At 70.9% G+C, this 24,208-nt stretch carries 22 protein-coding genes and 1 riboswitch; of the genes, 14 read left to right on the top strand and 8 right to left on the bottom strand.

Going from position 1 to position 24,208, the window contains the following annotated elements; all coding sequences use genetic code 11:
- The first annotated feature begins 117 nt into the window (after nucleotides 1-117).
- The gene (locus tag CX1_RS10435; protein ID WP_113570080.1) at nucleotides 118-780 is read left to right on the top strand and encodes a carboxymuconolactone decarboxylase family protein; all 663 of its coding nucleotides are present in this window, start codon (nucleotides 118-120) and stop codon (nucleotides 778-780) included.
- Between the two features lie 7 nt (nucleotides 781-787).
- On the opposite strand, the gene CX1_RS10430 is transcribed toward CX1_RS10435, so the two are convergent.
- Together CX1_RS10430 and CX1_RS10425 are read right to left on the bottom strand one after the other, a co-directional pair.
- A complete protein-coding gene (locus CX1_RS10430; protein ID WP_082719305.1) occupies nucleotides 788-1,804 on the bottom strand; it encodes an SDR family oxidoreductase in 1,017 nt (338 codons plus the stop codon).
- Complete coding sequence (locus CX1_RS10425; protein ID WP_046651334.1) at nucleotides 1,801-2,874, bottom strand: alpha/beta hydrolase; 1,074 nt, start codon at nucleotides 2,872-2,874, stop codon at nucleotides 1,801-1,803. The genes CX1_RS10430 and CX1_RS10425 overlap by 4 nt, the downstream gene beginning before the upstream one ends.
- Nucleotides 2,875-2,913: 39 nt before the next feature.
- On the opposite strand from CX1_RS10425, the gene CX1_RS10420 reads away from it, so the two are divergent.
- Genes CX1_RS10420 through CX1_RS10400 form a run of 5 tightly spaced genes read left to right on the top strand, consistent with a single transcriptional unit; the run spans nucleotide 2,914 to nucleotide 7,652 of the window.
- A complete protein-coding gene (locus CX1_RS10420) occupies nucleotides 2,914-4,113 on the top strand; it encodes a M24 family metallopeptidase (protein WP_113570081.1) in 1,200 nt (399 codons plus the stop codon).
- 2 nt (nucleotides 4,114-4,115) lie between these two features.
- Nucleotides 4,116-4,880: an SDR family NAD(P)-dependent oxidoreductase gene (locus CX1_RS10415; protein WP_046651335.1), complete on the top strand. Its 765-nt coding sequence runs from the start codon at nucleotides 4,116-4,118 to the stop codon at nucleotides 4,878-4,880.
- The gene (locus CX1_RS10410) at nucleotides 4,877-6,151 is read left to right on the top strand and encodes a bifunctional cobalt-precorrin-7 (C(5))-methyltransferase/cobalt-precorrin-6B (C(15))-methyltransferase (protein WP_046651336.1); all 1,275 of its coding nucleotides are present in this window, start codon (nucleotides 4,877-4,879) and stop codon (nucleotides 6,149-6,151) included. The genes CX1_RS10415 and CX1_RS10410 overlap by 4 nt, the downstream gene beginning before the upstream one ends.
- Nucleotides 6,148-6,921, top strand: a complete 774-nt coding sequence (gene cobM / locus CX1_RS10405; protein WP_046651337.1) for a precorrin-4 C(11)-methyltransferase — start codon at nucleotides 6,148-6,150, stop codon at nucleotides 6,919-6,921. The genes CX1_RS10410 and cobM overlap by 4 nt, the downstream gene beginning before the upstream one ends.
- Nucleotides 6,909-7,652: a cobalt-precorrin-6A reductase gene (locus tag CX1_RS10400; protein WP_046651338.1), complete on the top strand. Its 744-nt coding sequence runs from the start codon at nucleotides 6,909-6,911 to the stop codon at nucleotides 7,650-7,652. Before cobM ends, CX1_RS10400 begins: the two co-directional genes overlap by 13 nt.
- A gap of 40 nt (nucleotides 7,653-7,692) precedes the next feature.
- On the opposite strand, the gene cobJ is transcribed toward CX1_RS10400, so the two are convergent.
- From cobJ to CX1_RS10385, 3 genes are all read right to left on the bottom strand, one after another.
- Entirely contained in the window at nucleotides 7,693-9,330 is a 1,638-nt protein-coding gene (gene cobJ, locus CX1_RS10395) for a precorrin-3B C(17)-methyltransferase (protein ID WP_060925637.1), read from the bottom strand.
- Nucleotides 9,327-9,980, bottom strand: coding sequence for a precorrin-8X methylmutase (locus CX1_RS10390; RefSeq protein ID WP_046651566.1), 654 nt, complete (start codon nucleotides 9,978-9,980; stop codon nucleotides 9,327-9,329). The genes cobJ and CX1_RS10390 overlap by 4 nt, the downstream gene beginning before the upstream one ends.
- Nucleotides 9,981-10,082: 102 nt before the next feature.
- The gene (locus CX1_RS10385) at nucleotides 10,083-11,270 is read right to left on the bottom strand and encodes a precorrin-3B synthase (RefSeq protein ID WP_240941414.1); all 1,188 of its coding nucleotides are present in this window, start codon (nucleotides 11,268-11,270) and stop codon (nucleotides 10,083-10,085) included.
- Nucleotides 11,271-11,509: 239 nt separating this feature from the next.
- On the opposite strand from CX1_RS10385, the gene CX1_RS10380 reads away from it, so the two are divergent.
- Nucleotides 11,510-12,448 carry a lipase family protein gene (locus CX1_RS10380; protein ID WP_060925636.1) on the top strand — a complete coding sequence of 313 codons (939 nt, stop codon included), beginning with the start codon at nucleotides 11,510-11,512 and terminating at the stop codon, nucleotides 12,446-12,448.
- Nucleotides 12,449-12,511: 63 nt separating this feature from the next.
- Nucleotides 12,512-12,651: riboswitch (cobalamin riboswitch) on the top strand.
- Nucleotides 12,622-16,371 (top strand): cobaltochelatase subunit CobN, encoded by a 3,750-nt coding sequence (cobN, locus tag CX1_RS10375; protein WP_060925635.1) that lies wholly within the window; start codon nucleotides 12,622-12,624, stop codon nucleotides 16,369-16,371. Its footprint overlaps the riboswitch before it by 30 nt.
- Nucleotides 16,372-16,899: 528 nt before the next feature.
- Here the strand turns inward: cobN and CX1_RS10370 are convergent.
- Complete coding sequence (locus CX1_RS10370; protein WP_046649976.1) at nucleotides 16,900-17,364, bottom strand: VOC family protein; 465 nt, start codon at nucleotides 17,362-17,364, stop codon at nucleotides 16,900-16,902.
- A gap of 157 nt (nucleotides 17,365-17,521) precedes the next feature.
- Here CX1_RS10370 and CX1_RS10365 point away from each other — a divergent pair, with 157 nt between their 5' ends.
- The 3 genes from CX1_RS10365 to CX1_RS10355 are packed head-to-tail and all read left to right on the top strand — an operon-like array spanning nucleotide 17,522 to nucleotide 20,714.
- Nucleotides 17,522-18,358, top strand: coding sequence for an FxsA family protein (locus CX1_RS10365; RefSeq protein WP_046649977.1), 837 nt, complete (start codon nucleotides 17,522-17,524; stop codon nucleotides 18,356-18,358).
- Entirely contained in the window at nucleotides 18,355-19,923 is a 1,569-nt protein-coding gene (gene lnt / locus CX1_RS10360; protein WP_046649978.1) for an apolipoprotein N-acyltransferase, read from the top strand. Before CX1_RS10365 ends, lnt begins: the two co-directional genes overlap by 4 nt.
- The gene (locus tag CX1_RS10355; protein ID WP_046649979.1) at nucleotides 19,923-20,714 is read left to right on the top strand and encodes a polyprenol monophosphomannose synthase; all 792 of its coding nucleotides are present in this window, start codon (nucleotides 19,923-19,925) and stop codon (nucleotides 20,712-20,714) included. Before lnt ends, CX1_RS10355 begins: the two co-directional genes overlap by 1 nt.
- Before the next feature lie 77 nt (nucleotides 20,715-20,791).
- On the opposite strand, the gene CX1_RS10350 is transcribed toward CX1_RS10355, so the two are convergent.
- Entirely contained in the window at nucleotides 20,792-21,181 is a 390-nt protein-coding gene (locus CX1_RS10350) for an RNA polymerase-binding protein RbpA (protein WP_046649980.1), read from the bottom strand.
- Nucleotides 21,182-21,327: 146 nt separating this feature from the next.
- Here CX1_RS10350 and CX1_RS10345 point away from each other — a divergent pair, with 146 nt between their 5' ends.
- From CX1_RS10345 to CX1_RS10335, 3 genes are all read left to right on the top strand, one after another.
- Nucleotides 21,328-21,702, top strand: a complete 375-nt coding sequence (locus CX1_RS10345; RefSeq protein ID WP_082719310.1) for a hypothetical protein — start codon at nucleotides 21,328-21,330, stop codon at nucleotides 21,700-21,702.
- 67 nt (nucleotides 21,703-21,769) lie between these two features.
- Nucleotides 21,770-22,474 carry a YceI family protein gene (locus tag CX1_RS10340; protein WP_046649988.1) on the top strand — a complete coding sequence of 235 codons (705 nt, stop codon included), beginning with the start codon at nucleotides 21,770-21,772 and terminating at the stop codon, nucleotides 22,472-22,474.
- 101 nt (nucleotides 22,475-22,575) lie between these two features.
- Entirely contained in the window at nucleotides 22,576-22,893 is a 318-nt protein-coding gene (locus tag CX1_RS10335; protein WP_046649981.1) for a hypothetical protein, read from the top strand.
- 153 nt (nucleotides 22,894-23,046) lie between these two features.
- Here the strand turns inward: CX1_RS10335 and CX1_RS12470 are convergent, their stop codons facing one another.
- Nucleotides 23,047-24,051 carry a hypothetical protein gene (locus CX1_RS12470; protein ID WP_146780741.1) on the bottom strand — a complete coding sequence of 335 codons (1,005 nt, stop codon included), beginning with the start codon at nucleotides 24,049-24,051 and terminating at the stop codon, nucleotides 23,047-23,049.
- Between the last annotated feature and the right edge of the window lie 157 nt (nucleotides 24,052-24,208).

Here is a 24,208-nt window from a genome sequence, read left to right as displayed (position 1 = left end):
TAAGCAATTCGGGGTGGGTTAAGCGGGATGGGGGCGCGATGCGGCGGTCCGACTCGCCGACCGGGTCCAATGCCCGGTTCGCCTGCGCCGCCGGCCACTCCCACCTAACCTGGTTTCATGGACGATACTTCCCCCGGCAACGGACACCCCGACCACGCAGCTCCCGGCAACGGACACCCCGGCAATCGGCATTCCGGCCACACGCGGCCCGGCGACGCAGACCTCGACCGCCCCGCCAGCCCGCCGCTGCCCAGCGGCCGCCCGGGGCCGGGCACGCGCAAGCAACTCGGCCTCGTCAACGGCGCCATCGAAGCGATCGGCGCCCGCGCGACCGGCCGCAAGCGCCTCGGCGTCTTCGCCACCATCGGCCGCGCCAAGCGCCTGTTCCGCGGCTGGCTGATCTACTCGGCGACGATGATGCCCTTCGGCGAGCTCTCCCGCACCGACACCGAGCTGATCATCCTGCGCGTCGCCCACGGCCGCGGGGCGGATTATGAGCGCGACCACCACCGGGTCATCGGCAAGCGCGCGGGCTTGACCGACGCGGAAATCGCCGCCGTCGACCGCCGCGATCACGGATTCACCGGACGTCGCGGGGCGATGATCGCGGTTGCCGATCAGCTCGTCGCAAAGCGGGACGTCGACGACGCCGCCTGGGCCGCACTGTCCCGCCACCTGTCCGACCGCGAATGCGTGGCACTGGTGCAGCTGATCACGCATTACGACGGCCTGGCCACCGCACTCCACGTGCTGGGCACGCCGGCCGACGAAAAGCGGTAGTCGGCGGCTACGTCGCCTCGGCGCCGTCGGCGGCCCAGCGCAGGCCCTTGTTCAGGGCCTTCATCACGCCGCGGTACGCCCACGGCATGTTCACCTGCGCCCAGCGGCCGAGGGGCACGTCGTGGGAGGTGGCGATGAGGTACGTGCCGGCGTCGACCTCGTAGCGGATGATCGCGGCGGCCTTCGCCGGCGAGATCGCGTGGCCCTGGAAGAGCTTCGTCGCCTTGGCCACGCGCGGGGCGCCGCGGTCGATGCCGTGGATGTCGATGGTGCGCACGAGCGGGGTGTCCACGGCGCCGGGTGCGACGGCGTGGACGGAAATGCCCTTCGGCGCGAGGTCGAAGCGCAGCACCTCGCACAAACCGAGCACGCCGGCCTTCGACGCGGAATACGCGCCGTGCCAGGGCAGGCCAAGGATGCCGGCGGCCGAGGACACGCAGATCAGCCGCCCGCGGCCGGCGTCGGCCATGGCGGGGGTGAATGCCTCGACGATGTGGATGGTGCCCATGAGGTTGATGTCGATGACGCCGCGCCATTTGGCGTGCGGCAGGGTGGTGGGGTCGCCCCACACGGAGATTCCGGCGGCGTTGTACACGTCCGTCGGGGCCCCGTGTTTTGCGACGACAGCGTCGGCCCATCCCTTCACCTCGTCGAAATCGGCGATGTCCAGTGCGGTGGCGTCGACGACGGGATGCCCGCCCGGCCCGGCGGCGCGATGGCCGCCGGCCACCGCCGCCCGGCGCGCCGCCCGCTTCACCTCCTCCAGGCCCGCGGCGTTGCGGTCGGCCATGGCCACGCGGAAACCGTCGGCGGCCAGCGAGATGGCCAGGCCGCGGCCGATGCCGGAGGCCGCGCCGGTGACCACGGCCAGCGGGCGGGGGTCGCCGAGGGTCGGGCGGTCGCTGGTGGGGTCGGGCGTGGCGTCGGGAGCGGCGTCATGGGCCGCAGCACCGTTGGTGGGGCCGGTGGCGTCGGTGGAGTCGTTCAGCGAGCCGTTCGGGGTGCCGTTCGTCGTGTCCGTCATTGCCTGACCTCCAGAGCCAGACGCACGGCGCCGGCGAGTTCGTCGATGGCCCGGCGCGAGGTGCGCCACAGGCCGGGGGAATTGATGAATGGGTGGACCATGCCGCGGTGCATCTTCACGCTGACCGGCACACCGGCTTCCGCCAGGCGCGCAGCGTAGGCCTCGCCCTCGTCGCGCAGCGGGTCGAATCCCGCCAGCGCGACGTATGCGGGCGCCAGCCCGGACAGGTCCTCGGCGAACAGGGGAGAGACCCGCGGATCGGCGGCCAGCTCGCGATCGGCCGACCCCGGCGTCCCGTCGCCGACGTAGAGCTCGGCGTAGGCGACCATGTTGACGGAGGTCAGGAAGTACCCTTCCTCGAATTCGCGGCCGCTGCCGGTCCAGCCGTCGCGCGGCCCGATCCACGCGGTCAGGTCGGTCACCGGGGCCAGCAGCGCCTGCAGCGCCGGTTGCGGCAGGCCGCGGCGCTTGGCTTCCAGGCAGATCACGGCGGCGAAGTTGGCGCCGGCGGAGTCGCCCATAACCGCCACCCGGCGGCCCTGCCCGATCAGCGTTTCGTACACCGCCATCGCGTCGTCGAGCCCGGCGGGGAAGGGGTGCTCGGGGGCCAGGCGGTAGTCGACGGAGATGACGTCGACGCCGGCCGCCTCCGCCAGGCGCAGGCACGGGGCATCGTGCGAGTCCAGCGACCCCAGCGCCCACCCACCGCCGTGGAAGTACAGGACGGCCGGCGCGGTGGCGTCGGCCAGTGGGAAACCGAAGTAGCGGCGCACGGGCACCCCGGCGATCTCCTCGTCGCGGGTGCGCACCTTCGGGCCCGGGCCGCCGGCCAGGTAGGCCTCCCGGTCGATTTCGTGGCGGGCTTCGGCCGCCTCCAGCTCGCCGATGCCTTTGCCGGATCCGATGATCTTCAGCAGCGCCAGCGACATGGCCACGTCCGCGTCGAGCAGGTACCCCCTGCCGTTGCGGGGCGGGCGTGCGATCAGCCGCAGCAACGGCTCGGGCATCGTCATGATGCCGCGGGCGGCTCGGGCCATGATCCTGGTCAACGGGTCCGGGCGGTAGTTCATGCCATCAAAATACCTTTGTCGGGGTCTATCGTGGTCGATATGACGGAATCACTCTTTCCATCGAACGTGTACGCCGAGCGCCTGGCCCGCGCCGCCCGCCTGGCCGCCGACCGCGGCATCGGCGGCCTGGTCTTCGGCACCGGCCCCGATCTGGAGTACCTCATCGGGTCGAGGGTCAGCTCGCATGAGCGCCTGACGTGCGTGGTCGTCCCCGTCGCAAAGCCCGGCGATGGTGACACGGCCCGGCCGACCCTGATCCTGCCGGCCGTGGAGCGCGGAGACCTGCCGGCGTCGGCGGTGCCGGATCTCGACGTCGACGTGGTGCTGTGGGCCGACGGCGAGGATCCGCACCGGCTGGCCGCCGACGCGCTGGGCCTCAACGAGGGCGACATCCTCGGCGTCGGCGCGTCGCTGACCGCGGACCACCTGCTGCCGATCCTGGGGCTCACCGGGGCGGCCCCGGTGCTGGCCGGGGACACGCTGCGCGAGCTGTTCATGCGCAAGGACGCCGCGGAGATCGATCAGCTCCGCGACGCCGGCGCCGCCATCGACCGCGTCCACGCCCGCGTGCCGGGCATGCTGCGCGCCGGGCGCACCGAGGAGGCCATCGCCGCCGAGTTGTCCGCGGCGATCCTCGAGGAGGGCCACACCGCGGTCGACTTCGTCATCGTCGGTTCGGGCCCCAATGGGGCGAACCCGCACCACGATTTCTCGGGCAGGGAGCTTTGCGACGGTGACGTCGTGGTCGTCGACATCGGCGGCACCTGGGGAGTGGGCTACCACTCCGACTGCACCCGCACCTACGTGGTCGGGCAGGCCCCGGAGCGGGCGACGGCCGCGTGGGAGGTGTTGCGCGCGGCGCAGGAGGCAGCCGTGGCGGCGGTGCGGCCGGGCGTGACCGCCGCGTCCATCGACGCCGCCGCCCGCGATGCGATTTCCGCGGCCGGCCACGGGGATGCGTTCATCCACCGCACCGGCCACGGCATCGGCCTGAGCCTGCACGAGGAGCCGTTCATCATGGAGGGCAACGACCTGGTGCTCGAGCCGGGCATGGCGTTTTCCGTCGAGCCGGGCCTGTACTTCGAGGAGGACTTCGGCATGCGCCTGGAGGACATCGTCGTGGTCACCGACGACGGCTGCGAACCGCTCAACCGCGGCCCGCATGAGCTGGTCGCGGCCACAGGGGTCACAGGAAACGGCGCCGCCGGTTCGGCCGCATCGGACGAGGGGGAGAACTAGGCATGGGGCACGTGCTCATCCTTGGCGGCACCAGCGAGATCGGCGGCGAGGTCGCCGCGCGCCTGGCAAACCACAACACGGTGACGTTGGCGGCGCGGCGGGTCGACGCGCTCGACGGCATCGCCAAGCGCCTGACCGACGCCGGCGCAGTCGCCGTGCACCGCGTGTTCTTCGACGCCGACGACCTGGCCTCCCACACCCTCGTCCTCGACGAGGCGTGGTCGCACGCACCGGTGGACACCGCCGTCATCGCGTTCGGCATTCTCGGCGACCAGGCCGCCTGCGAGGAGTCCGGCGCGGAGACCGCCCGGATCATCCACACCGACTTCACGGCGCACGCCGCCATCGCCACGGAGCTCGTCGCCCGCATGGAGGCCGCGGCCGCCTCCGGCGAACTGCCCGTCCGCGACGGCGTGGCCGGGCGCATCCTGGCGTTTTCGTCGATCGCCGGAGCCCGCGTGCGCCGCGCCAACTACGTCTACGGTTCGGCGAAGGCCGGCCTCGACGGTTTCCTGCAGGGCATGCAGGACCGCCTGCACGGCAGCCCGGTGCAGCTGACCATCGCCCGGCCGGGCTTCGTCATCGGCCGGATGACCGAGGGCATGACGCCGGCGCCGATGTCGTCGACGCCCGCCCAGGTCGCCGCCGCCTCCGTCACCGCTCTCGACGGCCGCAAGCTCGACGTGTGGATTCCCGCGCGCCTGGGCTTCCTGGCCCGCGCCACCCGATTCACGCCGCGGTCGATCTGGAGGAAGATGCCGCGATGACGCGCGCCCGCCTCCGCGTCGTCGGCATCGGTTGCGACGGCCTCGACGGGCTGACCGCCCGGGCCCTGCGCATCCTGGCCGGCTCCCGCCGCATCATCGGCGCGCCCCGGCAGCTCGGGCTCCTCGACGTCGGAGACGCGGCCGGCGCCATCGCCGCCGAGCGCGTCGAATGGCCCGAGGGGTACTGGCGCCGCTGGGCGGAGGTCCTCGCCGACCTCCAGCCGGACACCGACGTGGTGTTGGCCAGCGGCGATCCGATGTTCCACGGCATCGGCACGACGCTGGTCCGCGAGCTCGGCGCCGACGCCATCGAGGTCCACCCGGCGCCGTCGTCGGCGTCGCTGGCGTGCGCCCGCCTGGGCTGGGCCCTCGACGCCACGCCGGTGGTCTCGCTGGTCACCGGCCCCGCTGGTGCCGCCGGTGCCGGGGCCGTGGTGCCCGTCGCCGACGCCGGCCGCCCCTTCCTGGTGCTGTGCCGCGACGCCGGCTCCGTCGCCCTCGTCGCCGCCGCCCTGGCCGATCGCCCGGGCACCGTCCTCACGGCCCTGACCAACGTCGGCGGCGGGGACGCCGGGCCGTACCCGGAGACGATTGCGCGGGGAACCGTCGCCAAGCCCCCGGTACCGGCCGGGAACCTGACCATCCTCGCGGTCGAACCCGCCGGCCCACCGCGCGGGTGGCTGCCCGACACCGCCTTCGACACCGACGGCCAGCTGACCAAGAGCCCCATCCGGGAACTCACCGTCGCCGCCCTGGGACCGCGCCCCGGTGCGCTGCTGTGGGACGTCGGCGGCGGCACCGGCTCCATCGCCATCGAATGGGCGCGACACGGCGGCCGCGCCATCTGCATCGAGCGCGACGCCGACCGCGCCGCGCGCATCGACGGCAACGTCGCGGTTTTGTCCGGTGGCGTGCGCGTGGTCCACGGGTCCGCGCCCGAAGCACTCGCGTTGCTTGACGACGCCCGCGCCTCCGCCCCCGACGCAATCTTCATCGGCGGCGGCCTGACCGCCGACGGGATGATCGAGGCGTGCTGGGAATCGCTCGCCCCGGGCGGCCGCCTGGTGGCCAACACGGTCACCCTGGAGTCCGAGGCCGTGCTGTGGGACGCCCGCTCGCGCTTCGGCGGCCAGGTCCACCGGATCGGCGTCGAACGCGCCGGTAAGGTTGGGGCGTTCACCGCATGGCGGCCGGCGTTGCCGGTGGTGCAGTGGATCGTCGACAAGCAGGTGGCGCAGGGCGCCGCAGCGGAAGGGGAGCAGGGCCAGTGACCGTGTACTTCATCGGGGCGGGGCCGGGTGCGGCGGATTTGCTGACGCTGCGCGCCGACCGGCTCATCCGCTCCTGCCCGGTGTGCCTGTACGCCGGGTCGATCGTGCCGCCGGAGGTGCTGGCGAACTGCCCCGACGACGCCGAGGTGATCAACACCGCGCGGATGCCGCTGGAGGACATCGTCGCCGTCATCGAGCGCGCCCACGCCGAGGGCAAGGACGTCGCCCGCCTCCAGTCCGGCGACCCGTCGGTGTGGTCGGCCCTGGCCGAGCAGGCGCGGCGGCTGACGGCGCTGGGCATCGACTACGAGATCGTGCCCGGCGTGGCGTCGTTCTCCGCCGTCGCCGCCGCACTGGGCCATGAGCTGACGGTGCCTACTGTGGGGCAGTCGGTGATCCTGACCCGCGTCTCCGGCCGCGCGTCGGCGATGCCGGAGGGCGAGACGCTGGAGAACTTCGGCCGCACCGGCGCCACGCTGTGCATCCACCTGGCGGCCCACGACATCGACCGCGTCGTCGCCGAGCTCGAGCCGCACTACGGCGTCGATTGCCCCGTGGCCGTGGTGGCCTTCGCATCGCGTCCGGAGGAGACCATCCTGCGCGGCACGCTCGGCGACATCGCGGGGCAGGTCAAGGAGGCGGGCGTGACCCGCACCGCCGTCATCGTCGTCGGGCGCGTGCTCGGCGCGGAGGGCTTCCCGGACAGCTACCTGTACTCCGACGGCCGTCCCCGCGACGCCGAGGGGAGGACCCTGACGTGCGGGCACTGATCCTGGGCGGCACCGGCGAGGCCCGGGCGCTGGCCAAGAGGCTGGTCGACGTCGGCTGGCACGTCACGTCCTCGCTGGCCGGCCGGGTGGCGGAGCCGAAGTTGCCGGTGGGCCACGTGCGCATCGGCGGTTTCGGCGGGCCGGCGGGCTTGACCAAGTGGTTGCTCGCCGACGCCACCGAAGTCATCGTGGACGCCACCCACCCCTTCGCCGAGCGCATCAGCGCGTCGGCGGCGGAGGCGGCGCGCGCCACCGGTCTGCCGTTGGTCGCGTTGCACCGGCCGGCGTGGGAGAAGGAGCGCGGCGACGAGTGGCTGGAGGTGCCGGACATGGCCGCGGCCGCCGAACTCGCGCGGACGCGTTTCGCCGCGCCGTTTTTGACCATCGGCCGCCAGCAGTTGTCGCACTTCGCCGCCGACGACGAGGGCCGGTACCTGATCCGCTGCGTCGAACAGCCCACCGGCCCGCTGCCGCGCAACCGGAAGGTCGTGCTCACCCGCGGGCCCTTCGACGTGGCCGGGGAGCGCAAGATCATGCGCGATTACGCGGTGGACTGCCTGGTGACCAAGAATTCCGGCGGCGCCCAGACCTACGCCAAGATCGAGGCGGCCCGCGACCTGCGCAAGCCGGTGATCATGGTGCAGCGCCCGGAGTTGCCGGGCAAGGGCATCGCCTACGTCGCCGATTCCGTGGACCGCGCCTTCGACGCGATCACCCGCGGCCGCGCGTAGTCGGCCAGGCCTAGTCGGCCACACCCGGTCGGCCGATCGCTCAGCGGTCCCCGCCGAGTGCCCCGGTGCCGGCGAAGCCACCGCCGCCGTAGTGGCGGGCGGTGAACACGCGCACGCCGTCGACGCCCGCGTACGCCTTCGTCGACGATGCGCCGACGATGAGCATGGTCCGCATGTCCACGACCTCCGGGTCGAGGTCGGCGACGGTGGTGACGGTGACCTTCTCCTCGGGCGCACCGACCGCACGGGCGACGATGACGGGGGTGCCCGGGTCGCGGTATTCGGCGACGAGGTCGCGAAGCGCCACGACCTGGGCGCGCCGCGTCTTCGACGCCGGGTTGTACACGGCGAAGGCCATGTCCGCGCCGAGCACCGCACGCAGGCGCTTTTCGACGGTCGCCCACGGCTTCAACCGGTCGGACAGCGACAGCATGGCGAAGTCGTGGCCCAGCGGCGCTCCGACGCGGCTGGCCACGGCCTGGGCAGCGGTCATGCCGGGCACGATCCGCACGGGGACGTCCCGCCACGGCTCGTCGTCCGCGGTTTCCAGCACGGCGGCGGCCATGGCGAACACGCCGGCGTCGCCGGAGCTGACGACGGCCACCTTTGCCCCGGATTTCGCCAGGTCCAGCGCCATCGCCGCCCGTTCGCCCTCGACGCGGTTGTCGGACATGTGCTTGGTCTGGCCGGGGCGCTCCGGGACGCGGGCGACGTAGGTCGAATAGCCCACGACGTCGGTGGCCCGCTCGAGTTCCTCCGCCGCCTCCGGGGTGAGCCAGCGGTCCGGGCCGGGGCCGAGGCCAATGACCACGACCTCGCCCATGCCCCCTGGGGCAGGGGCGGAGGCAGCGGCGGGGGAAGCATCGGCCACCGTCCCGCGCGATTCGACGCGCACGCCGTGATCGGGACCGTCGTAAGGCACCGCACCCACGACGACCACCGCGAAGTAGGGGACGTCCGCGGCGTTGACGTCCGCCAGCGGCGCGGTCCAACCGTCGCCCATGGTCGCGCGGACGACCACGCGCGCCCGGTCGAGCATGCCGGCGCCGTGCAGGACCTCGCGGACCTCGTCGACGTGGCCGCCGAGCTTCATGATCACCAGGCAATCGGCGGCCTCCGCGGCGCCGGCAAGGCGCTCGCGGCCGGCGGTGGCCGGGAGGATCGACAGGATGTCGGCGCCCTCGGCCAAGGGGTGGGCCAGCTCGGCCGCGGCGGCGGTGACGCTGGGCACGCCGGGGATCACGTGCGCCGGGAAGTCGCCCTCCAGCGCGCGGTGAAGGTGCTGGTAGGAGCTGTACAGCATGGGATCGCCCAAGGAGAGCACAGCCACGGAACGCCCGGCCGACAAATGCCCGGCCAGCCGCTGCGTCGCCTCCGCGTAGAAGGCGCCCATCTGCTCGGCGTATCCCTCGGCATCGCCGCCGCGGGTGACCGGATACACCAGCAATTCCTCGATGGCCGCCGGACGACCCGCAGCGGCCCGGCCGTCGAGAAGCTCCGCCGCGATGCGCCGCGCCGTCGAGCGCCCGTGCGGGCCGGCGTGGAAGGCGACGACGTCGGCGGCGGCGATGACGTCCGCGCCACGGCGCGTGATCAGGCCTGGATCCCCGGGGCCGAGCCCGACGCCGTAGAGGTGGCCGGGTTCGACCGCGGCCGCGCTCGCAGCGGCGGCGGTCACGGCAGGATCTCCTGCTTCGTGGCCAGCGCGTTGAGCGCCGCGCAGGTGATGGCCGAACCGCCGCGGCGGCCGGTGACGGTGATGTAGTTCAGACCCGGGATCTCGTGGGCGACGTCGATGGTCGCCTGCTTGGATTCCACGGCGCCGACGAAGCCGACCGGGATGGCCAGCACGGCCGCCGGCATCGGCAGCTCGCCCGCGCGCAGGCGGTCGAGCAGGTGGTACAACGCGGTCGGGGCGTTGCCGATGGCCACCACGGCACCCTCGAGGTTCTCGCCCCACAGGTCGACGGCGGCGGCGGTGCGGGTCGTGCCGAGTTCGGCGGCCAAGCCGGGGGTGCGTTCGTCGTGCAGCGTGCAAATCACCTCGTTGTCCGCGGGCAGGCGGCGGCGCGTGATGCCGGAGGCGATCATCGTGACGTCGGTGAAGATCGGCTTGCCGGCCTCCAGCGCGGCCCGGGCGGCGGCGACGGCGCCGGGGGAGAACACGATGTCCCCGGCGAGGTCCGTCTGGCCGGCAGCGTGGATCATCCGCACGGCGACGACCTCCTCCTCGGTCGAGAAACGCCCCAGGTCGGACTCGGCGCGGATGATGGAGAACGACTCGCGGTAGATCGCCGCGCCGTCCGTTACGTAGTCGAAGCCTGTCATGCGGACAGGTTAAGCCACGGCAACGGTCGAACAGCGATCAGGAGGCGCATACGGGGCCGGGGCCCGGTCAGCGGCCGGGCCGTCCACCAGTCAGCCGACCGGTCAATCGACCGAGGTGACCTCGTACTCGCCGTCGTCGATGGCGAGGTAATCGACGAAACCGCCCTTCGGCTTGCCGCACCGGCGCTCGCAGCCGGAGAAGTGCACGCGGCCTTCGGGCAGCCGGGCCTGCGCGATGGCGTGGGCGGCGTCGCCGCGGGTGTCGGACAGCGACTTCGGGCACCCGGGGCGGCCGGTGCAGGCGGAGACGTTGAGCCACGTCGACTTGCGGTCGAACACCAGGCCATTGGGCGCCATGACGCGCACGACCTGCTCGGCGACGGGTTCCTCCAGGTCGTGGAGGATCAGCGAGTACCAGGGGGTGACGTGCACCGGCACGCGCGTGTGGGAGATCGCGCGGGCCAACCGCGCCGGCAGCACGCCGAAGCGCAGGCCCGCGGCGAGGCTGACCAGTCCGTCGGGTTGATCGATCCAGCCGATCTGCGCGGTGCCCGGGTGGGCAAAGGCAAAGGACTCGGCGTCGGAGGCTTCCCCGGCGTCGACTCCCATGGCTTCGGAGGTCATGGCGATGATCCGGTCGGCCAGACCGGATTCCGCCACGCGCCACGCCTCGCCGCGAACCTCGGCCCACGCGCGCGTCGCCGACAGCAGCGCAGGGACGGCACGCTCGCGAGGTACGGAGATGCCCGCGGGTGCGCCGGCCACGACGAGCTCGTACTCGCCGCCGCCCAACGCGACCAGCCCCAGGTCGGGAGCCTCGCCGAGGACGTCGCCGCGGCCGTCGTCGATGGCGAACAGGGTGCGGCCCGGCAGCGACGCCAGCGACTCGTCGGCGCACAACGCGTCGTCGAAGGCGTGCACCAGCTCCGAGACGTCATCGAGCCCGCCGACGCGGCCGGTCATGGGCGACTGCAGGATGTTGCGCACGCGATCGTGGGCGGGGTGGGGGAGCATCCCCGCTTCCTCGGCGGCGTCGGCGAAGCCCGACACGTCGCGGATGCCGCGGATCTGCACGTTGCCGCGGGAGGTGAAGTGGATGTCGCCGTCACCGAAACTCTCGGCGAGATCGGCGAGTACGGCGAACCCCGGCGCGGGCAGGGATCCACCGGGGAAGCGCAGTCGCCCGATCGCGCCGTCGGCGGCGACGTGCACGCGGCGGGCGCCGGGGCAGCCGTCCGGGCGGTCGCGTTCGGGGCGGGGTGATTCGGGCCGGCTGGCGGGCATGTCCATGCCCCGATCATACGTCCGGCCGGCCCCGTTCCCGGTGCCGCTTGACGACGGCCCGGCGCGGCCCCATCGGGGCGAAACTCTTTTTCGCCGAAACCAATGTATCGGAACTTACGCCGATGTAACCTCCGTCACATCGCAGCGCCATTCACCCCGCACGCCGCCCCCATCCCCGCGGCGCAGCACCACCCCGCCGCATCGTCGTCACGCACCACACGCCACGAGTTTTCGCACATGAACCGTTGCCGCCGCACCGTCGTCGCCATCGGCACGGCATCGGCACGGCATCCGCGCTCATCCTCGCCGCCGAGCACCTCTCCCGCGGCGCCGCAGGGGTCATCATCGACCACCACCGCAACCCGGACACCGGATCGCAGGAGTACGTCGATAACATCTCCTCCGGCCAGTCGCTGCTCGACGCCGCCATCGCCGCACGGGGACTGGGCGTCGACCCGGCCGCCCCGGTCGGCCTGCACGGGTACTCGCAGGGCGGCGGCACGTCCGGCTGGGTTGCGGAGAACGCGCACGTCTACGCGCGCGACCTCAACGACGGCGGCCGCCGCTGGCTCGACGCCTCCGACGGCCTGTGCGTCGGCGGTTCGATCTTCGATTCGGGCTTCCGCAGCACCAAGGACTTCACCGCCACCGGGGAGTCGCTCAAGGAGGTCATCTTCGAGCGGTACCCGTTCATCATCGACGAGCTCGAGCGCCAGGAACTGGGCAAGCGCACGCCGACGCACCCGACGATGCTTTACGCCGGCGTCCACGACGACATCATCCCGGTCAACCAGATCCGCAAGATCCGCGACGCGTGGACGGCCGGGGGTGCGGACCTGAAATACGTCGAGGACCCCACCACGTCCATCCCGGGCAAGACGGCCGCCAACCACATCGTGCCGATGCTGTCCCAGCTCATCCCGTCCATCGACTTCATGTGGTCGCACCTGGCGCCGGGCCACCAGCCCACGATCCCGGGCATGCCCGGCTCGCTGACCCCGACGCTGCCGGGGGCGCCGGAGCTGCCCGGGGCCTCCGCACCCGAGGGGCCGGCCGCACCCGAATCCCCGGAGGCGCCGGGAGCTCCCGCCGCACCGGCCGCCCCGCAGGCCCCGGCCCTGCCGCAGCAGGCGGCGATCCCGGGCCTCGGCGCGCTGCCGGCGCTCGGTTTCGGGGGCGCGTAGCCCGCATCGCTTCCGGGCCGGGGTAGGCTGCCCGGAAGTAACATCCACCCGACCCGGGTGCTGGGGAAGCCGGTGAAATTCCGGACGGTCGCGCCACTGTGAAAGTCAGACCCCCGCAGCCCGGGAAGCTTGCCACGGGGCGCGAAAATCCCCGGGAAAGGCGCGCAGCCACGATGATTTTGCTGCTCTCCACGTCCGACACCGATCTCCTGTCCGCCAGGGCCGCGACCGCATCGGGGGAGGACGTCCGGTTCCGGTGGGCGAATCCCTCCCGTTTGCTCGACGACGACCTGCCCGGCCTCCTCGACCGCTGCGACGTCGCCGTCATCCGTCTCCTCGGCGGGCGGCGCGCGTGGGAGGAGGGCATCGACGCGGTCATCGCCTCGGGCGTGCCGACGGTGCTGGTCTCCGGTGAACAGGCCCCCGACGCGGAATTGACGGAGTATTCGACCGTCCCCGCCAACGTCGCCACCACGGCCCACGCGTATCTCGCCGAGGGCGGCGCCGACAACCTGGTTCAGCTGCACAACTTCCTGTCGGACACCCTGCTGTTCACCGGCCTGGGCTTCGCGGAGCCGAAGCGGCTGCCCGCCTGGGGCCGCCTCGAGCGCACGTGGGGATCGGGCCACGGCCCCGCGACCACCGACGCCGACGCCGACACCGACGCGGCCGCCCCGACCATCGGCGTGATCTACTACCGCGCCCAGCACCTGGCGGGCAACACGGCCTACGTCTCGGCCTTGTGCGAGGCCATCGAGGAGCGGGGGGCCGTCGCCAAGCCCCTGTACGCCGCATCGCTGCGCACCGCCGGCGACGACCTGCTCGCCGAACTGGGCACCTGCGACGCGCTGATCACCACGGTGCTCGCCGCGGGCGGCAACCGCCCGGCGCTGGCCCAGGCCGGCGGCGACGACGGCACGTGGGACGTCGCCGCGCTGGCGGAGCTGGACATCCCGATCATCCAGGGCCTGGCGCTGACCTCGCCGCGCGACGCGTGGGAGGACAACGACGAGGGCCTGACGCCGCTGGACGTGGCCACCCAGGTCGCGGTCCCCGAGTTCGACGGCCGACTGATCTCGGTGCCGTTTTCGTTCAAGGAGATCGACGCCGACGACCTGATCGCCTACGTCCCCGACTACGAACGCTGCACCCGTCTGGCCGGCATCGCCGTGCGCCACGCGCGCTTGCGGCACCTGGCCAACGCCGACAAGAAGATCGTGGTCATGCTGTCGGCCTACCCGACCAAGCACGCCCGCATCGGCAACGCCGTCGGTCTGGACACCCCGGCGTCGACGCTGAAGGTCCTTCATGCCCTGCACAACGCCGGTTACGACCTCGGCGACGTCACCGCCATCCCCGGATTCGCCGCCTACGCCGCCGCCGAGCGCGACGGCGACGCCGAGGCGCGCACCGCCGCGGCCGATGCGTTCATGCACGCCATCATCGACGCCGGCGGCCAGGACCCGGATTGGCTGACCGAGAAGGTCATGGCCGCCAACGAGCTGCGCCTGCCCGCCGACGTCTACGCCGAGCACTTCGAGACGCTGCCGTTGGACCTGCGCGAAACCATGATCGACCACTGGGGCGAGGCCCCCGGCTCGCTGTACGTCCACCCGGACAGCGGCGACATCTACATCGCCGGTCTGCGCTTCGGCAACGTCGTGGTCATGGTGCAGCCGCCGCGCGGTTTCGGCGACAATCCCGTGGGCATCTACCACGACCCCGATCTGCCGCCGACCCACCACTACCTGGCCTGCTACCACTGGCTGGCCCGTGCGGCCGAGGCCGGGGGCTTCGGCGCCGACGCGGTGATCCACATGGGCAAGCACGGCAACATGGAGTGGCTGCCGGGCAAGACAGTCGGACTGTCGGCGTCGTGCGGCCCGGACCAGGCCATCGGCGATCTGCCGCTGATCTACCCGTTCCTGGTCAACGACCCCGGCGAGGGCACACAGGCCAAGCGCCGCGCCCACGCCACGCTGGTCGACCACCTGATTCCGCCGATGGCCCGCGCCGAGTCCTACGGCGACATCACCCGCCTGGAGCAGCTCCTCGACGAGCACCAGAACATCTCCGCCATGGATCCGGCGAAGCTGCCTGCGATCCGCCAGGAGATCTGGACGCTCATCTCGGCGGCGCAGATGGACCGCGACCTCGGCTGGGATCAGCGTCCCGACGAGGACGTCTTCGACGACATGCTCATGCACGTCGACGGGTGGCTGTGCGAGATCAAGGACGCCGCCATCCGCGGCGGCCTGCACATCCTCGGCCGCGCGCCGTCGGGGGAGGACCTCTCCGGCACCGTGTCCACGATGCTGCGCGCCCGCCAGCTGTGGGGCGGCGAGTTCACGCTGCCGGGCCTGCGCGAAACGCTGGGACTCGCCGAAGACGGCGGCGACGCCCGCGCCGACGTCGATCGCATCGACGCCATCGCCACGGCGCTGATCACCGCGCTCATCGCCGATCCGGCCGTCGACCTCGGCGCACTCGCCGACGACGCCATCGGCGCCCATGCGCTGGATCCGGAGGTGCGGGAGGACGTCGTCAAGCTTCTGTCCTTCACCCGCGACGAAATCCTGCCGCGGCTGGCGGCGACCGCCGGCGAAATCCCGCGGATCCTCCACGCCCTCGACGGTGGTTTCATCCCGGCGGGCCCCTCCGGTTCGCCGTTGCGCGGCCTGGTCAACGTGCTGCCCACCGGCCGCAACTTCTACTCGGTCGATCCGAAGGCGATCCCGTCGCGGCTGGCGTGGGAGACCGGCGAGCGCCTGGCCGATGGCCTCATCGACCGCTACCGCGCCGACCACGGCGGCGAGTATCCGGCATCGGTCGGTCTGTCGGTGTGGGGGACCTCGGCCATGCGCACGTCCGGCGACGACATCGCCGAGGTCCTGGCGCTCATCGGCGTGCGCCCGGTGTGGGACGAGGCGTCGCGGCGCATCACCGGCCTGGAGGTCATCCCCGCCGAGGAACTGGGCCGCCCGCGCATCGACGTCACCGTCCGCATCTCCGGTTTCTTCCGCGATGCGTTCCCGCACGTCATCGATTTGCTTGACGACGCCATCGCCCTCGTGGCCGGCCTCGACGAACCCGATGAGGTCAACTTCATCCGGGCGCACGCACTCGCCGACGATCCGGAGACGGCCGAATCCGGCGGGCACGCCGGAGCGGGGGAGACCGGCGGCGTCGCAAAGCCCAGGCCCCGCCGCATCTTCGGCTCCAAGCCGGGCACCTACGGGGCGGGCCTGCTGCAGTTGATCGACTCCGGTTCGTGGCACGACGACGAGGACCTCGCCGCCGTGTACACCACCTGGGGCGGCTACGCCTACGGCCGCGGCGTCGATGGCGCGCCCGCCGCCGACGAGATGCGCACGGCCTACCGCCGCATCCAGGTCGCCGCGAAAAACGCCGACACCCGCGAGCACGACATCGCCGATTCCGACGACTACTACCAGTTCCACGGCGGCATGATCGCCACCGTCCGCGCCCTGACCGGCACGGACCCGGAGGCCTACGTCGGCGACTCGACGCGGCCCGATGCCGTGCGCACCCGCACCCTCCATGAGGAGACCCGCCGCGTCTTCCGCGCCCGCGTGGTCAACCCGCGGTGGATGGCCGCCATGCGCGCGCACGGATACAAGGGCGCGTTCGAGATGGCCGCCACCGTCGACTACCTCTTCGGCTACGACGCCACCACCGGCGTCATGGACGACTGGATGTACGAGACGCTCACCGACGAATACGTCGCCGATCCCGCCAACCGCGAGTTCTTCGACAAGTCGAACCCGTGGGCCCTGCACGACATCTCGGAGCGGTTGCTCGAGGCCGCCGACCGCGAGATGTGGGAAAACCCGGACGATGGGCGCCTCGAGCTGCTGCGCCGGACCTTCCTGGAAACGGAGGGCGATCTCGAGGACAGGTAGCGCGGCGGGTTTGGTTCTGCCGTGCGCCGGACCCGCGCACGTTCGGCGCCGGCGGTGCCCGGTCCCGCGCGCGTTCGGCGCCGGCGGTGCCCGGTCCCGCGCGCGTTCGGCGCCGGCGGTGCCCGGTCCTCTCCGGACATGTCTCCCCTCGGTCAGGGTTTCCGGTTTCATCCGGTGATTGGGGCATGTTCGGAGGGGTCCGGGGGCCGTCGGCGCCGACCTCGGGCGCGCCTGTCGGGCGCTGCTGCCCAAGCGGGGTCGCTGCCGTCGGGCGCGGCTCCTCGGGCGACGTGGTGCACCGGGCATTCACCCCGAAGGACACTCCAGCCGAACGGCACACGAGCACCAGCAATCACACCCGTCACAGTGAAATCTTGATCTGCACCGAGTCGGTCGATTCGCGGCAAATCCGGCCCCGAAACGGGCCGATATCGGGGTTTCATGCCACGAATCGACCAAGTTGTTGCAGATCAAAACGCCACGGCCGGCATAGGGCGCAGCTACCCCGGTGCGACTACTCGGGCAGGGTCATCCGGGCGAGCCGGCCCCTGTGTCCACTCCGGTGCCGACGGCTGTGATGTCGAACATCCACCGCACGCCGAAGCGGTCGGTGAGCATGCCGAACTTGCCTCCCCACGGCGCCTCCGCCAACGGCGCGATGATGGTCGCGCCGTCGCTCAGGGCGTCCCACCAGCCGGTGAGCGTCGCATCGTCGGCGGGGTCGGCACCATCGGAGATCACCGCGACACTGGTGTTGCCGGCCACGTCGTAACCGCCGCCCATCTCCGACGGGGTGTCGGACGCCATGATCAGCAGCCCCGGGCCGGCGCGGAGCGACGAGTGCATGACCTGGCCGGCGATGGCGGGATCGGCGCCGCCGAACTGGCCGAAGGTGACGATGTCGGGGGAGCCGCCGAAGATCGCACCGTAGGTGGCCATCGCCTCGGCGGCGTTGCCGTGGAAGTGGAGGTAGGGGGAGAAGGAGGTGCCCATGACGGGTCCTTTCGTTTCGCGCCCCGCGCACTGGCCCGGACCTGGGCCGGACCCCGGAACGCGATGTGATCCAGGACACGTTCGGCCTGGTCCGCCGAGTTTACGCCGCCCGCGAACACCGCGTCGGCGGCACCGGCGGGACGGTAGGCTGGACCGCATGTCACGGGCCCTTCTGCTGCTGTACTTGATCGTCGAAATCGCCGCGTTCGTCGCGGTGGCCCAGTGGATCGGCTTCGGCTGGGCCATCCTCGCGCTCGGCGGGTTGTTCCTGGTCGGCGTGATCGCCGCGGCGTGGGAGATGCGCCGCCTGACCGCACGCGCCATGGACGACGCCATCGCCGCCCAGGAGGCGATGGGGCACGGTGCCGCAGGCAGGGCCGGCACGGCCGACGCGTCCGACCCGGCCGCCGCCGTCTTCGATCCCGCCGCGGGCGAGACGGAGGCCCGCAAGGCCCTCGCTTCGGCCGGCACGCTCATGGTCGATTCCGCGATGCTCATGGTCGGCTGCCTGTTGCTGGCGCTGCCCGGTTTCGTGTCGACGGTGATCGGCCTGGCGCTGATCCTGCCGCCGACGAAGTGGCTGATCCGCAAGGTCGGCGGTGCGTCGCTGGGCTCGTGGTTCCAGCGCACGGGCTCGAAGAGCATGTTCGTGATCCAGCAGTACGGCGTGAAGTACGGCGACGACGGCGCGGAGATCATCGACCACGATGACCCGACCGCACCCGCCGGTTCCTCCGGGCCGGGCTTTGCGACGGACGACGCCTCCGCACCCCGCCGCCTGGGCCGAGGGACCGGCGAGCGCATCACCTTCGACGTGCCCGACGATCTCAGCGAGCTCGATGATTGGGCCCGAGAAGACGAGAACCGGCGCGGCGGGCGCAGGGGAGCCGGCGCCTCCGATGACGGGGTCATCGATGAGCGTCCCGACGACGATTCCGGCGACAAGCGGGACGGCGACGATTCCGACGGTGCGGGCCCGGAGCCGCGCGCATGACGCTTCCGTCCGGCGGGAAGCTGGTCCTGGCACGTTTCCTGCTGACCGCGATCGGCGGCGCCTTCGTCGCGTGGTCGTTCCAGCCGTTTGGGCTGTGGTGGCTGGGCTGGGCCGGCGTCGCGATGCTGTTCGTCGCACTGCTCGGCCGCCCCTCGTGGCGCGCAACGGTCGGCCTGGCGGTCGTCTGGGGCTTCGTCACCGCGATGATCGCCTTGCCGTGGATCGCCGAATTCGTCGGCGCCATGCCATATGTCGCGTTGGCCGTGACGCTGGGCCTGATGCAGATCCCGGGGGTGCTGCTGGCCCGGTTCATTCTCGGCGCCGATCTGCCGTGGCCCGTCCGCGCCGTCGGCGCCGCCGCCGCGGTCCTCACCGGCGAAGCGCTGCTCGCACGCTGGCCTTTCGGGGGTTTCCCGTGGTTGCGCGTCGGCTGGGGACAGCTCGGCGGCCCACTCGACGACGCCGCCGTCCTCGGCGGAGTCGCCCTCGTCGGATTCCTCGCGGCATTGGCCGCTGCGGGGGTCGCGTCGCTCGTCGTCAAGCAATGGGTGACCGGCGTGGCGCTGATCCTGGTGCCGTTGGCCATCGGCGTCGTGGCGCAGCCGGCGACCGGCGACGACGTCGGCACCGTGCGCATCGCCGCGGTGCAGGGCAACGTGCCGCGGATGGGCATGGAGTTCAACGCGCAGCGCCGCGCCGTGCTGGAAAACCACGCCGACGCCACCCGCGACCTGGCCGACCGAGTCCGCGCCGGCGAGGAGCCGAAACCGGACCTGGTGGTGTGGCCGGAGAATTCGTCGGACGTCAGCCCCTTCACCGATGCGGAAGCCGCGCGGATCATCGACGCCGCCGTGCGCGACATCGACGCGCCGATCATCGTGGGCACGTTCACCTACGACGACGGCGTGCAGAACACCATGGTCCTGTGGGACCCCGAGGCGGGGCCGGTCGACGGGCAGCGCCACGAGAAGATCTACCTGCAGCCCTTCGGCGAGACCATGCCCTTCCGCGATCTGCTGCGCATGATCACCCCGCTGGTCGACCGCGCCGGCGACATGACGCCGGGCACCGGCGACGGCGTCATCGAGGTCGACAGGGGTGCGGCCGGGACCATCGCCATGGGCATCGCCACCTGCTACGAAGTGGTGTTCGACCCCGCCTTCCGCGACGCGGTGAACAACGGCGCCACGATCCTGGCCACGCCGACGAACAACGCCACGTTCGGCTACACCGACATGACGTACCAGCAGCTGGCAATGAGCCGCATGCGCGCCATCGAATTCGACCGCGCCGTCGTCGTGGCGGCGACCAGCGGCGTCAGCGCCATCGTCGGCCCCGACGGGGCGGTGCAGCAGGAGACGGAAATCTTCGAGCAGAAGGTGCTCACCGCCGACCTGCCTCTGCGCGACGACCTCACCATCGCCGCCCGGTATGGTGGAGCGGTGGAGTGGGCCATCGTCGCCCTCGCCGCGCTCGCGCTGATCGGTGCGGTGCGCCGTGCCATGCGCGCGGCCGCCGCGGGCCGCGAAACCGAGCACCAGCAGGAATCCCATAAGGAGCGATAGTGGCCAAGCCGAGTGACAGCACCCTCGTCATCATCCCGACGTTCAACGAGCGCGAGAACCTGCCGCTCGTCGTCGGGCGACTGCGCGATGCGCAGCCGGACGTGCACATCCTCGTCGTCGACGATTCCTCGCCCGACGGCACCGGCGACGTCGCCGACGCGCTGGCCGCCGAGGCTCGCGAGCAGATCCACGTCCTGCACCGCGAGGGCAAGAGCGGACTGTGGGGCGCCTACCGCGCGGGCTTCGCATGGGGCCTGGAGCGCGACTACCGGGTGCTGTGCGAGATGGATGCCGACGGTTCCCACGCCCCGGAGCAGCTGCAGCTGCTTCTCGACGCCATCGACGACGGCGCCGACCTGGTCATCGGCTCGCGCTACGTGCCGGGCGGGTCCACGGTGAATTGGCCGGCGTCGCGCAAGATCCTGTCGCGCGGCGGCAACATCTACATTTCGGCGCTGCTCGGCGCCGGCATCCGCGACATCACCGCCGGGTACCGCGCCTTCCGCCGCGAGGTGCTGGAGACGCTGGACCTCGACGCCATCGGCAAGGAGGCGTACCTGTTCCAGACGGAGATCGGCTGGAAGACCGTGCGCGCCGGCTTCGACGTCCGCGAGGTGCCCATCACCTTCACCGAACGCGTCCACGGCGAGTCGAAGCTGTCGGGCAGCTTCGTCACCGATTCGCTGACCGCCGTGACCAAGTGGGGCCTCGGTTTCCGCGCCGGCCAGGTCCGCGACATCGCAGACGAGGTCGGCCGCCTGGCCAAGCACGCCATCGACAAGCGCAGGTAGGTGCCGCACGGCGACCGTGCTTGACGACGAATCGACCCGGAAGGCCATGCGGTCTTCCGGGTCGATTCTTCGTGAAGCTACTTGCCCTCGGCCTCCGCGGCCTCGGCTTCCTGCTGCTGCTTGAGCAGGCGCGCGGCGTTGCGGCGGCGCTTGCGCAGGAGGTCGACGCGCTCGTCGAGCAGGACGTCGAGGTCCTCGATGGAACGGCGCTCGCGGAGCATGTCCCAGTGGGTGCGCGGCGGCTTGACCGGCTTGGCCTCGGTGCCCTCGCCCTCGACGAGCTTGCCGACCTGGCCGTTCTTGCACAGCCACTCGCCGGGGATCTCGGCGTCGTCGGCGAAGGGGACCTCGAAAATGCCGTCGTCGGTCTGGTAGCGGACCATGCGGCGGGGCGCGAGGTCGTGGTCGCGGTCGGTCTCGTAGGAGACGGCGCCCATGCGGCTGCCGCGAAGAACTCGATCTGCCATGGTGTGGCGGCCCTTCTTCCAAATGATCGGGGATGGGACGGGAAATCGGGGGCGACCTGGCCGATGCGCGGCACCGAAACGACGCTCCCGAAACGCTGACCCTCGATTATAACCCCTGGGCACCGGGACGTGCCATAATCGCCGTCGTGACCGTCACCGAACCCGCCCACTGCGAATGGTGCGGCAGGGAAATCGCCCTGTCGCCGCGCGGCCGCCGTCGCAAGTACTGCGACCAGACGTGCCGCCAGCGGGCCTACGAGCACCGCAAGGCGGGGGCGCCGGGGGAGTCGGGGAGCGGTGCCGGGGCGATGGCCGGGTCCGGCGAGGCCGCATCGGCCCGGACGACGGGTGCAGGCATGTCCGGCGCCCGCCTGTCGGCGCTGCGCGATGGACTGTTCGAGCTGCGATGCGCCGCCGAGGACGTGGAAACGGCAGTGTCGGAGGGTGCCGATACCGGGGAAGTGGCGGCGATGTGCCGCGAACTGGTGATCAAGGCGCGCGAGCTGGAGCATTTCCGCTGAGCCGTTGATGTGGCCGACGGGCGAGCCGATGAGGCCCGCCGAGCACCGAAGGGATACCATGACGGGTATGAATTCGGGCATGAAGAAGTCGATCGTGACGCTGGTCGCGGTGGCGGTGGTCGCGTTGGCGATCATCATCGTCGGACCCGTTTTGTACCGCGTGATCACGTCGGAGGGCGTGCGCACCGGTGGCGTCGACACCGCCAACGTCGAGCCGGCGACCACGGACCGCAACGGCACCTGGGAGGTGGCGCGGTCGGGCGCGGGCACGAGCACGTCGGTGGGCTTCACGTTCAACGAGCTGCTGCCGGGCAGCCAGCGCACCACGTCGGGGTCGACGCACGATGTGACGGGCACCTTCGAGATCTCCGACGACGTGCTTCGTTCGGGTGAACTCCTCGTCGACATGACCACGCTGACCACGGACATCGCCAAGCGCGACATCAACGTCCGCGACACCATCTTCACCACGAGCTCGTACCCGGAGGCCAGGTTCGAGGTCGCCGAGGACGTCGATCTGTCGGCGGTGCCCGACGACGGCACGGCGGCGAACGTCGAGGTGCCGGGCCGCCTGACCATCCGCGGCGTGACCAACGACGTCGCGGTGCCGCTGCAGGTGATGCGCCACGGCGATCACGTGCTGATGTCCGGCACGTTGGAGATCAACCGCCTGGACTACAACGTGCGTACACCGGATTTCGTCGCCGCGAAGGTCGACGAGAACGGTGAGCTGAATCTGCGCATCGTTCTGCGCAAGCCGGAAGCCGGGTAAACGAGCAGACGAGCAAGGGCCAGCCAAACGGCCACATTTCGTCACAGTGACATTTCTAACCGTCACTCCGGTATAGTCCCGAAACGCCCCGGATCGCCCCGATGGGGCGGAATATCGACCACGACGCGAAAGAGAGCCCGACCATGTACGAGAAGATGCTTCTGGCCCGCCGGGTGCGCATGGCCTTGCTCGTCGCGTTCGTCATCTTCGTCGCATGGCAGAAGATGTGGCTGCTCGTCGCCATCGGCGCGTTCCTCATGGCGCTGACCGTGTGGCAGACCAAGCGCCTGCGCGAGGAGATCGCCGTGCGCACCGCGGCGGAGAACGCCGGCATCCCATACGGTCCGGCGGCCAACGTCGTCGACGACGACGCGACCGACACTCGGCAACCCAAGAACAGGAAGCGCCGCCAGCGCTAGGCGAGCGTGACGCGTGCGTGACGACGGGCCAGCCACCTCATGAAGGGGCCGGCCCGACGCATGTCCGGGCAACCGCAGGCAGGGCCCCTCTTGCCGGATGTCCGATAATATACATTATGACATTACGGACATTGCCCCGCCGCCCCACGGCCGTCAGACAAAGCGGCTGAGAGCTTCCGTTAGAAGTTCTTCGCACCGAGCGAAGTTGGCGACGTCCTCTGGATAGATCTCGATGAGCTGTACCCCTTCTCGGCGCGCAAGGATCCGCTTCCGAACAGTTTTCGCGTCATACTCGGGATCACCGGCCAATCCGAAGTACTCGATCAAAGCGTCACCGACCTTGAAATCAGCGCGCAACGGCGAGTTCGGATAGTGCGGCTCCCGGGTATGCGGAATGCCATGCTGGCTCAACCAATCGTCGATCATTTTCTCGCCTAGCGAAAGACACACGTGCCCATCCTCCGCGATGCACTGGGTGCCCCTCGACGTCCGTCGCGTCCCCTCCGGAAGCACGCGTGCGTCAATCAACGCCGCAAGATGAGAACCGTATTTGGATTTGATGCACTGAACCGCCGGCCTCGTCTCCCCCAGGGCGAGCAGTTCCGCTTGGACCTCGACCGGCAAGCCGATTAATGGACCGGGCGCATCGAAGAAATTTGCGTTGGGAACGACTCCCGAGAGTCGATGGAGCGCAGCAAGATGCTCTTTGATCGCCTTCTTGCTGCACCGAACACTTGCGACAGTTCCGAAGAACCCACTTTTGCAGCAGGTGGGGCAGAAATTTAGCGCCTCAATGCTCCCAAGCCGTCGCGCGGCCCATTCAGGACACTCCCCCTGATTGAACGAATCGCCGCATTTGAAACACCTACGATCTTGCGGTTGCCGTTCGGCGGCTCTGTACCCCTTCCCTTGTGCACGGGAAATCGCAAAGTACATCAGAACGTTGTACCAAGCGTATTGCTCGCACAGAGGATCCTCGGCTCGCCAGCGCTCGATCGTTTCCTCCTCAACGACATGGCAAATGGCCTCCTGCGCGAACCAGGACCAGTACCAGGCATGCCTGTCGATCAACTGGACAAGCAATTCGTCCAGCTCATTCGTCCACCAACGCAGGATATTCGGGTTTTCTGAGTAGCTTTGGGGAACGTTCTCGAACATGCCCACACGATAGTCAACAGCGCTGATTGGTGGCTCACCGTCGAGCTGCGGATCCAGGTCCGCTTGCGTGGCGTCCGTTCATGCATACCGTCGGCACAGCATCTCGGCACCGCTCCCCGCAGCTCCTCGTCATGTGCCCAAGCACACCGGAACACGG

This window comes from Corynebacterium xerosis NBRC 16721 = ATCC 373 (assembly GCF_001552415.1).
In the GTDB taxonomy this organism is placed as follows: Bacteria; Actinomycetota; Actinomycetes; order Mycobacteriales; family Mycobacteriaceae; genus Corynebacterium; species Corynebacterium xerosis.
This window is presented reverse-complemented; position numbering and strand designations above follow the sequence as displayed.

Excerpts from the sequence above, each read along its gene's own strand:
- CX1_RS10435 (WP_113570080.1), top strand. The coding sequence starts at position 118 with ATGGACGATACTTCCCCCGGCAACGGACACCCCGACCACGCAGCTCCC.
- CX1_RS10430 (WP_082719305.1), bottom strand. The coding sequence starts at position 1,804 with ATGACGGACACGACGAACGGCACCCCGAACGGCTCGCTGAACGACTCC.
- CX1_RS10425 (WP_046651334.1), bottom strand. The coding sequence starts at position 2,874 with ATGAACTACCGCCCGGACCCGTTGACCAGGATCATGGCCCGAGCCGCC.
- CX1_RS10420 (WP_113570081.1), top strand. The coding sequence starts at position 2,914 with ATGACGGAATCACTCTTTCCATCGAACGTGTACGCCGAGCGCCTGGCC.
- CX1_RS10415 (WP_046651335.1), top strand. The coding sequence starts at position 4,116 with ATGGGGCACGTGCTCATCCTTGGCGGCACCAGCGAGATCGGCGGCGAG.
- CX1_RS10410 (WP_046651336.1), top strand. The coding sequence starts at position 4,877 with ATGACGCGCGCCCGCCTCCGCGTCGTCGGCATCGGTTGCGACGGCCTC.
- CX1_RS10390 (WP_046651566.1), bottom strand. The coding sequence starts at position 9,980 with ATGACAGGCTTCGACTACGTAACGGACGGCGCGGCGATCTACCGCGAG.
- CX1_RS10385 (WP_240941414.1), bottom strand. The coding sequence starts at position 11,270 with ATGGACATGCCCGCCAGCCGGCCCGAATCACCCCGCCCCGAACGCGAC.
- cobN (WP_060925635.1), top strand. The coding sequence starts at position 12,622 with ATGATTTTGCTGCTCTCCACGTCCGACACCGATCTCCTGTCCGCCAGG.
- CX1_RS10370 (WP_046649976.1), bottom strand. The coding sequence starts at position 17,364 with ATGGGCACCTCCTTCTCCCCCTACCTCCACTTCCACGGCAACGCCGCC.
- CX1_RS10365 (WP_046649977.1), top strand. The coding sequence starts at position 17,522 with ATGTCACGGGCCCTTCTGCTGCTGTACTTGATCGTCGAAATCGCCGCG.
- lnt (WP_046649978.1), top strand. The coding sequence starts at position 18,355 with ATGACGCTTCCGTCCGGCGGGAAGCTGGTCCTGGCACGTTTCCTGCTG.
- CX1_RS10350 (WP_046649980.1), bottom strand. The coding sequence starts at position 21,181 with ATGGCAGATCGAGTTCTTCGCGGCAGCCGCATGGGCGCCGTCTCCTAC.
- CX1_RS10340 (WP_046649988.1), top strand. The coding sequence starts at position 21,770 with ATGAATTCGGGCATGAAGAAGTCGATCGTGACGCTGGTCGCGGTGGCG.
- CX1_RS10335 (WP_046649981.1), top strand. The coding sequence starts at position 22,576 with ATGGGGCGGAATATCGACCACGACGCGAAAGAGAGCCCGACCATGTAC.
- CX1_RS12470 (WP_146780741.1), bottom strand. The coding sequence starts at position 24,051 with ATGTTCGAGAACGTTCCCCAAAGCTACTCAGAAAACCCGAATATCCTG.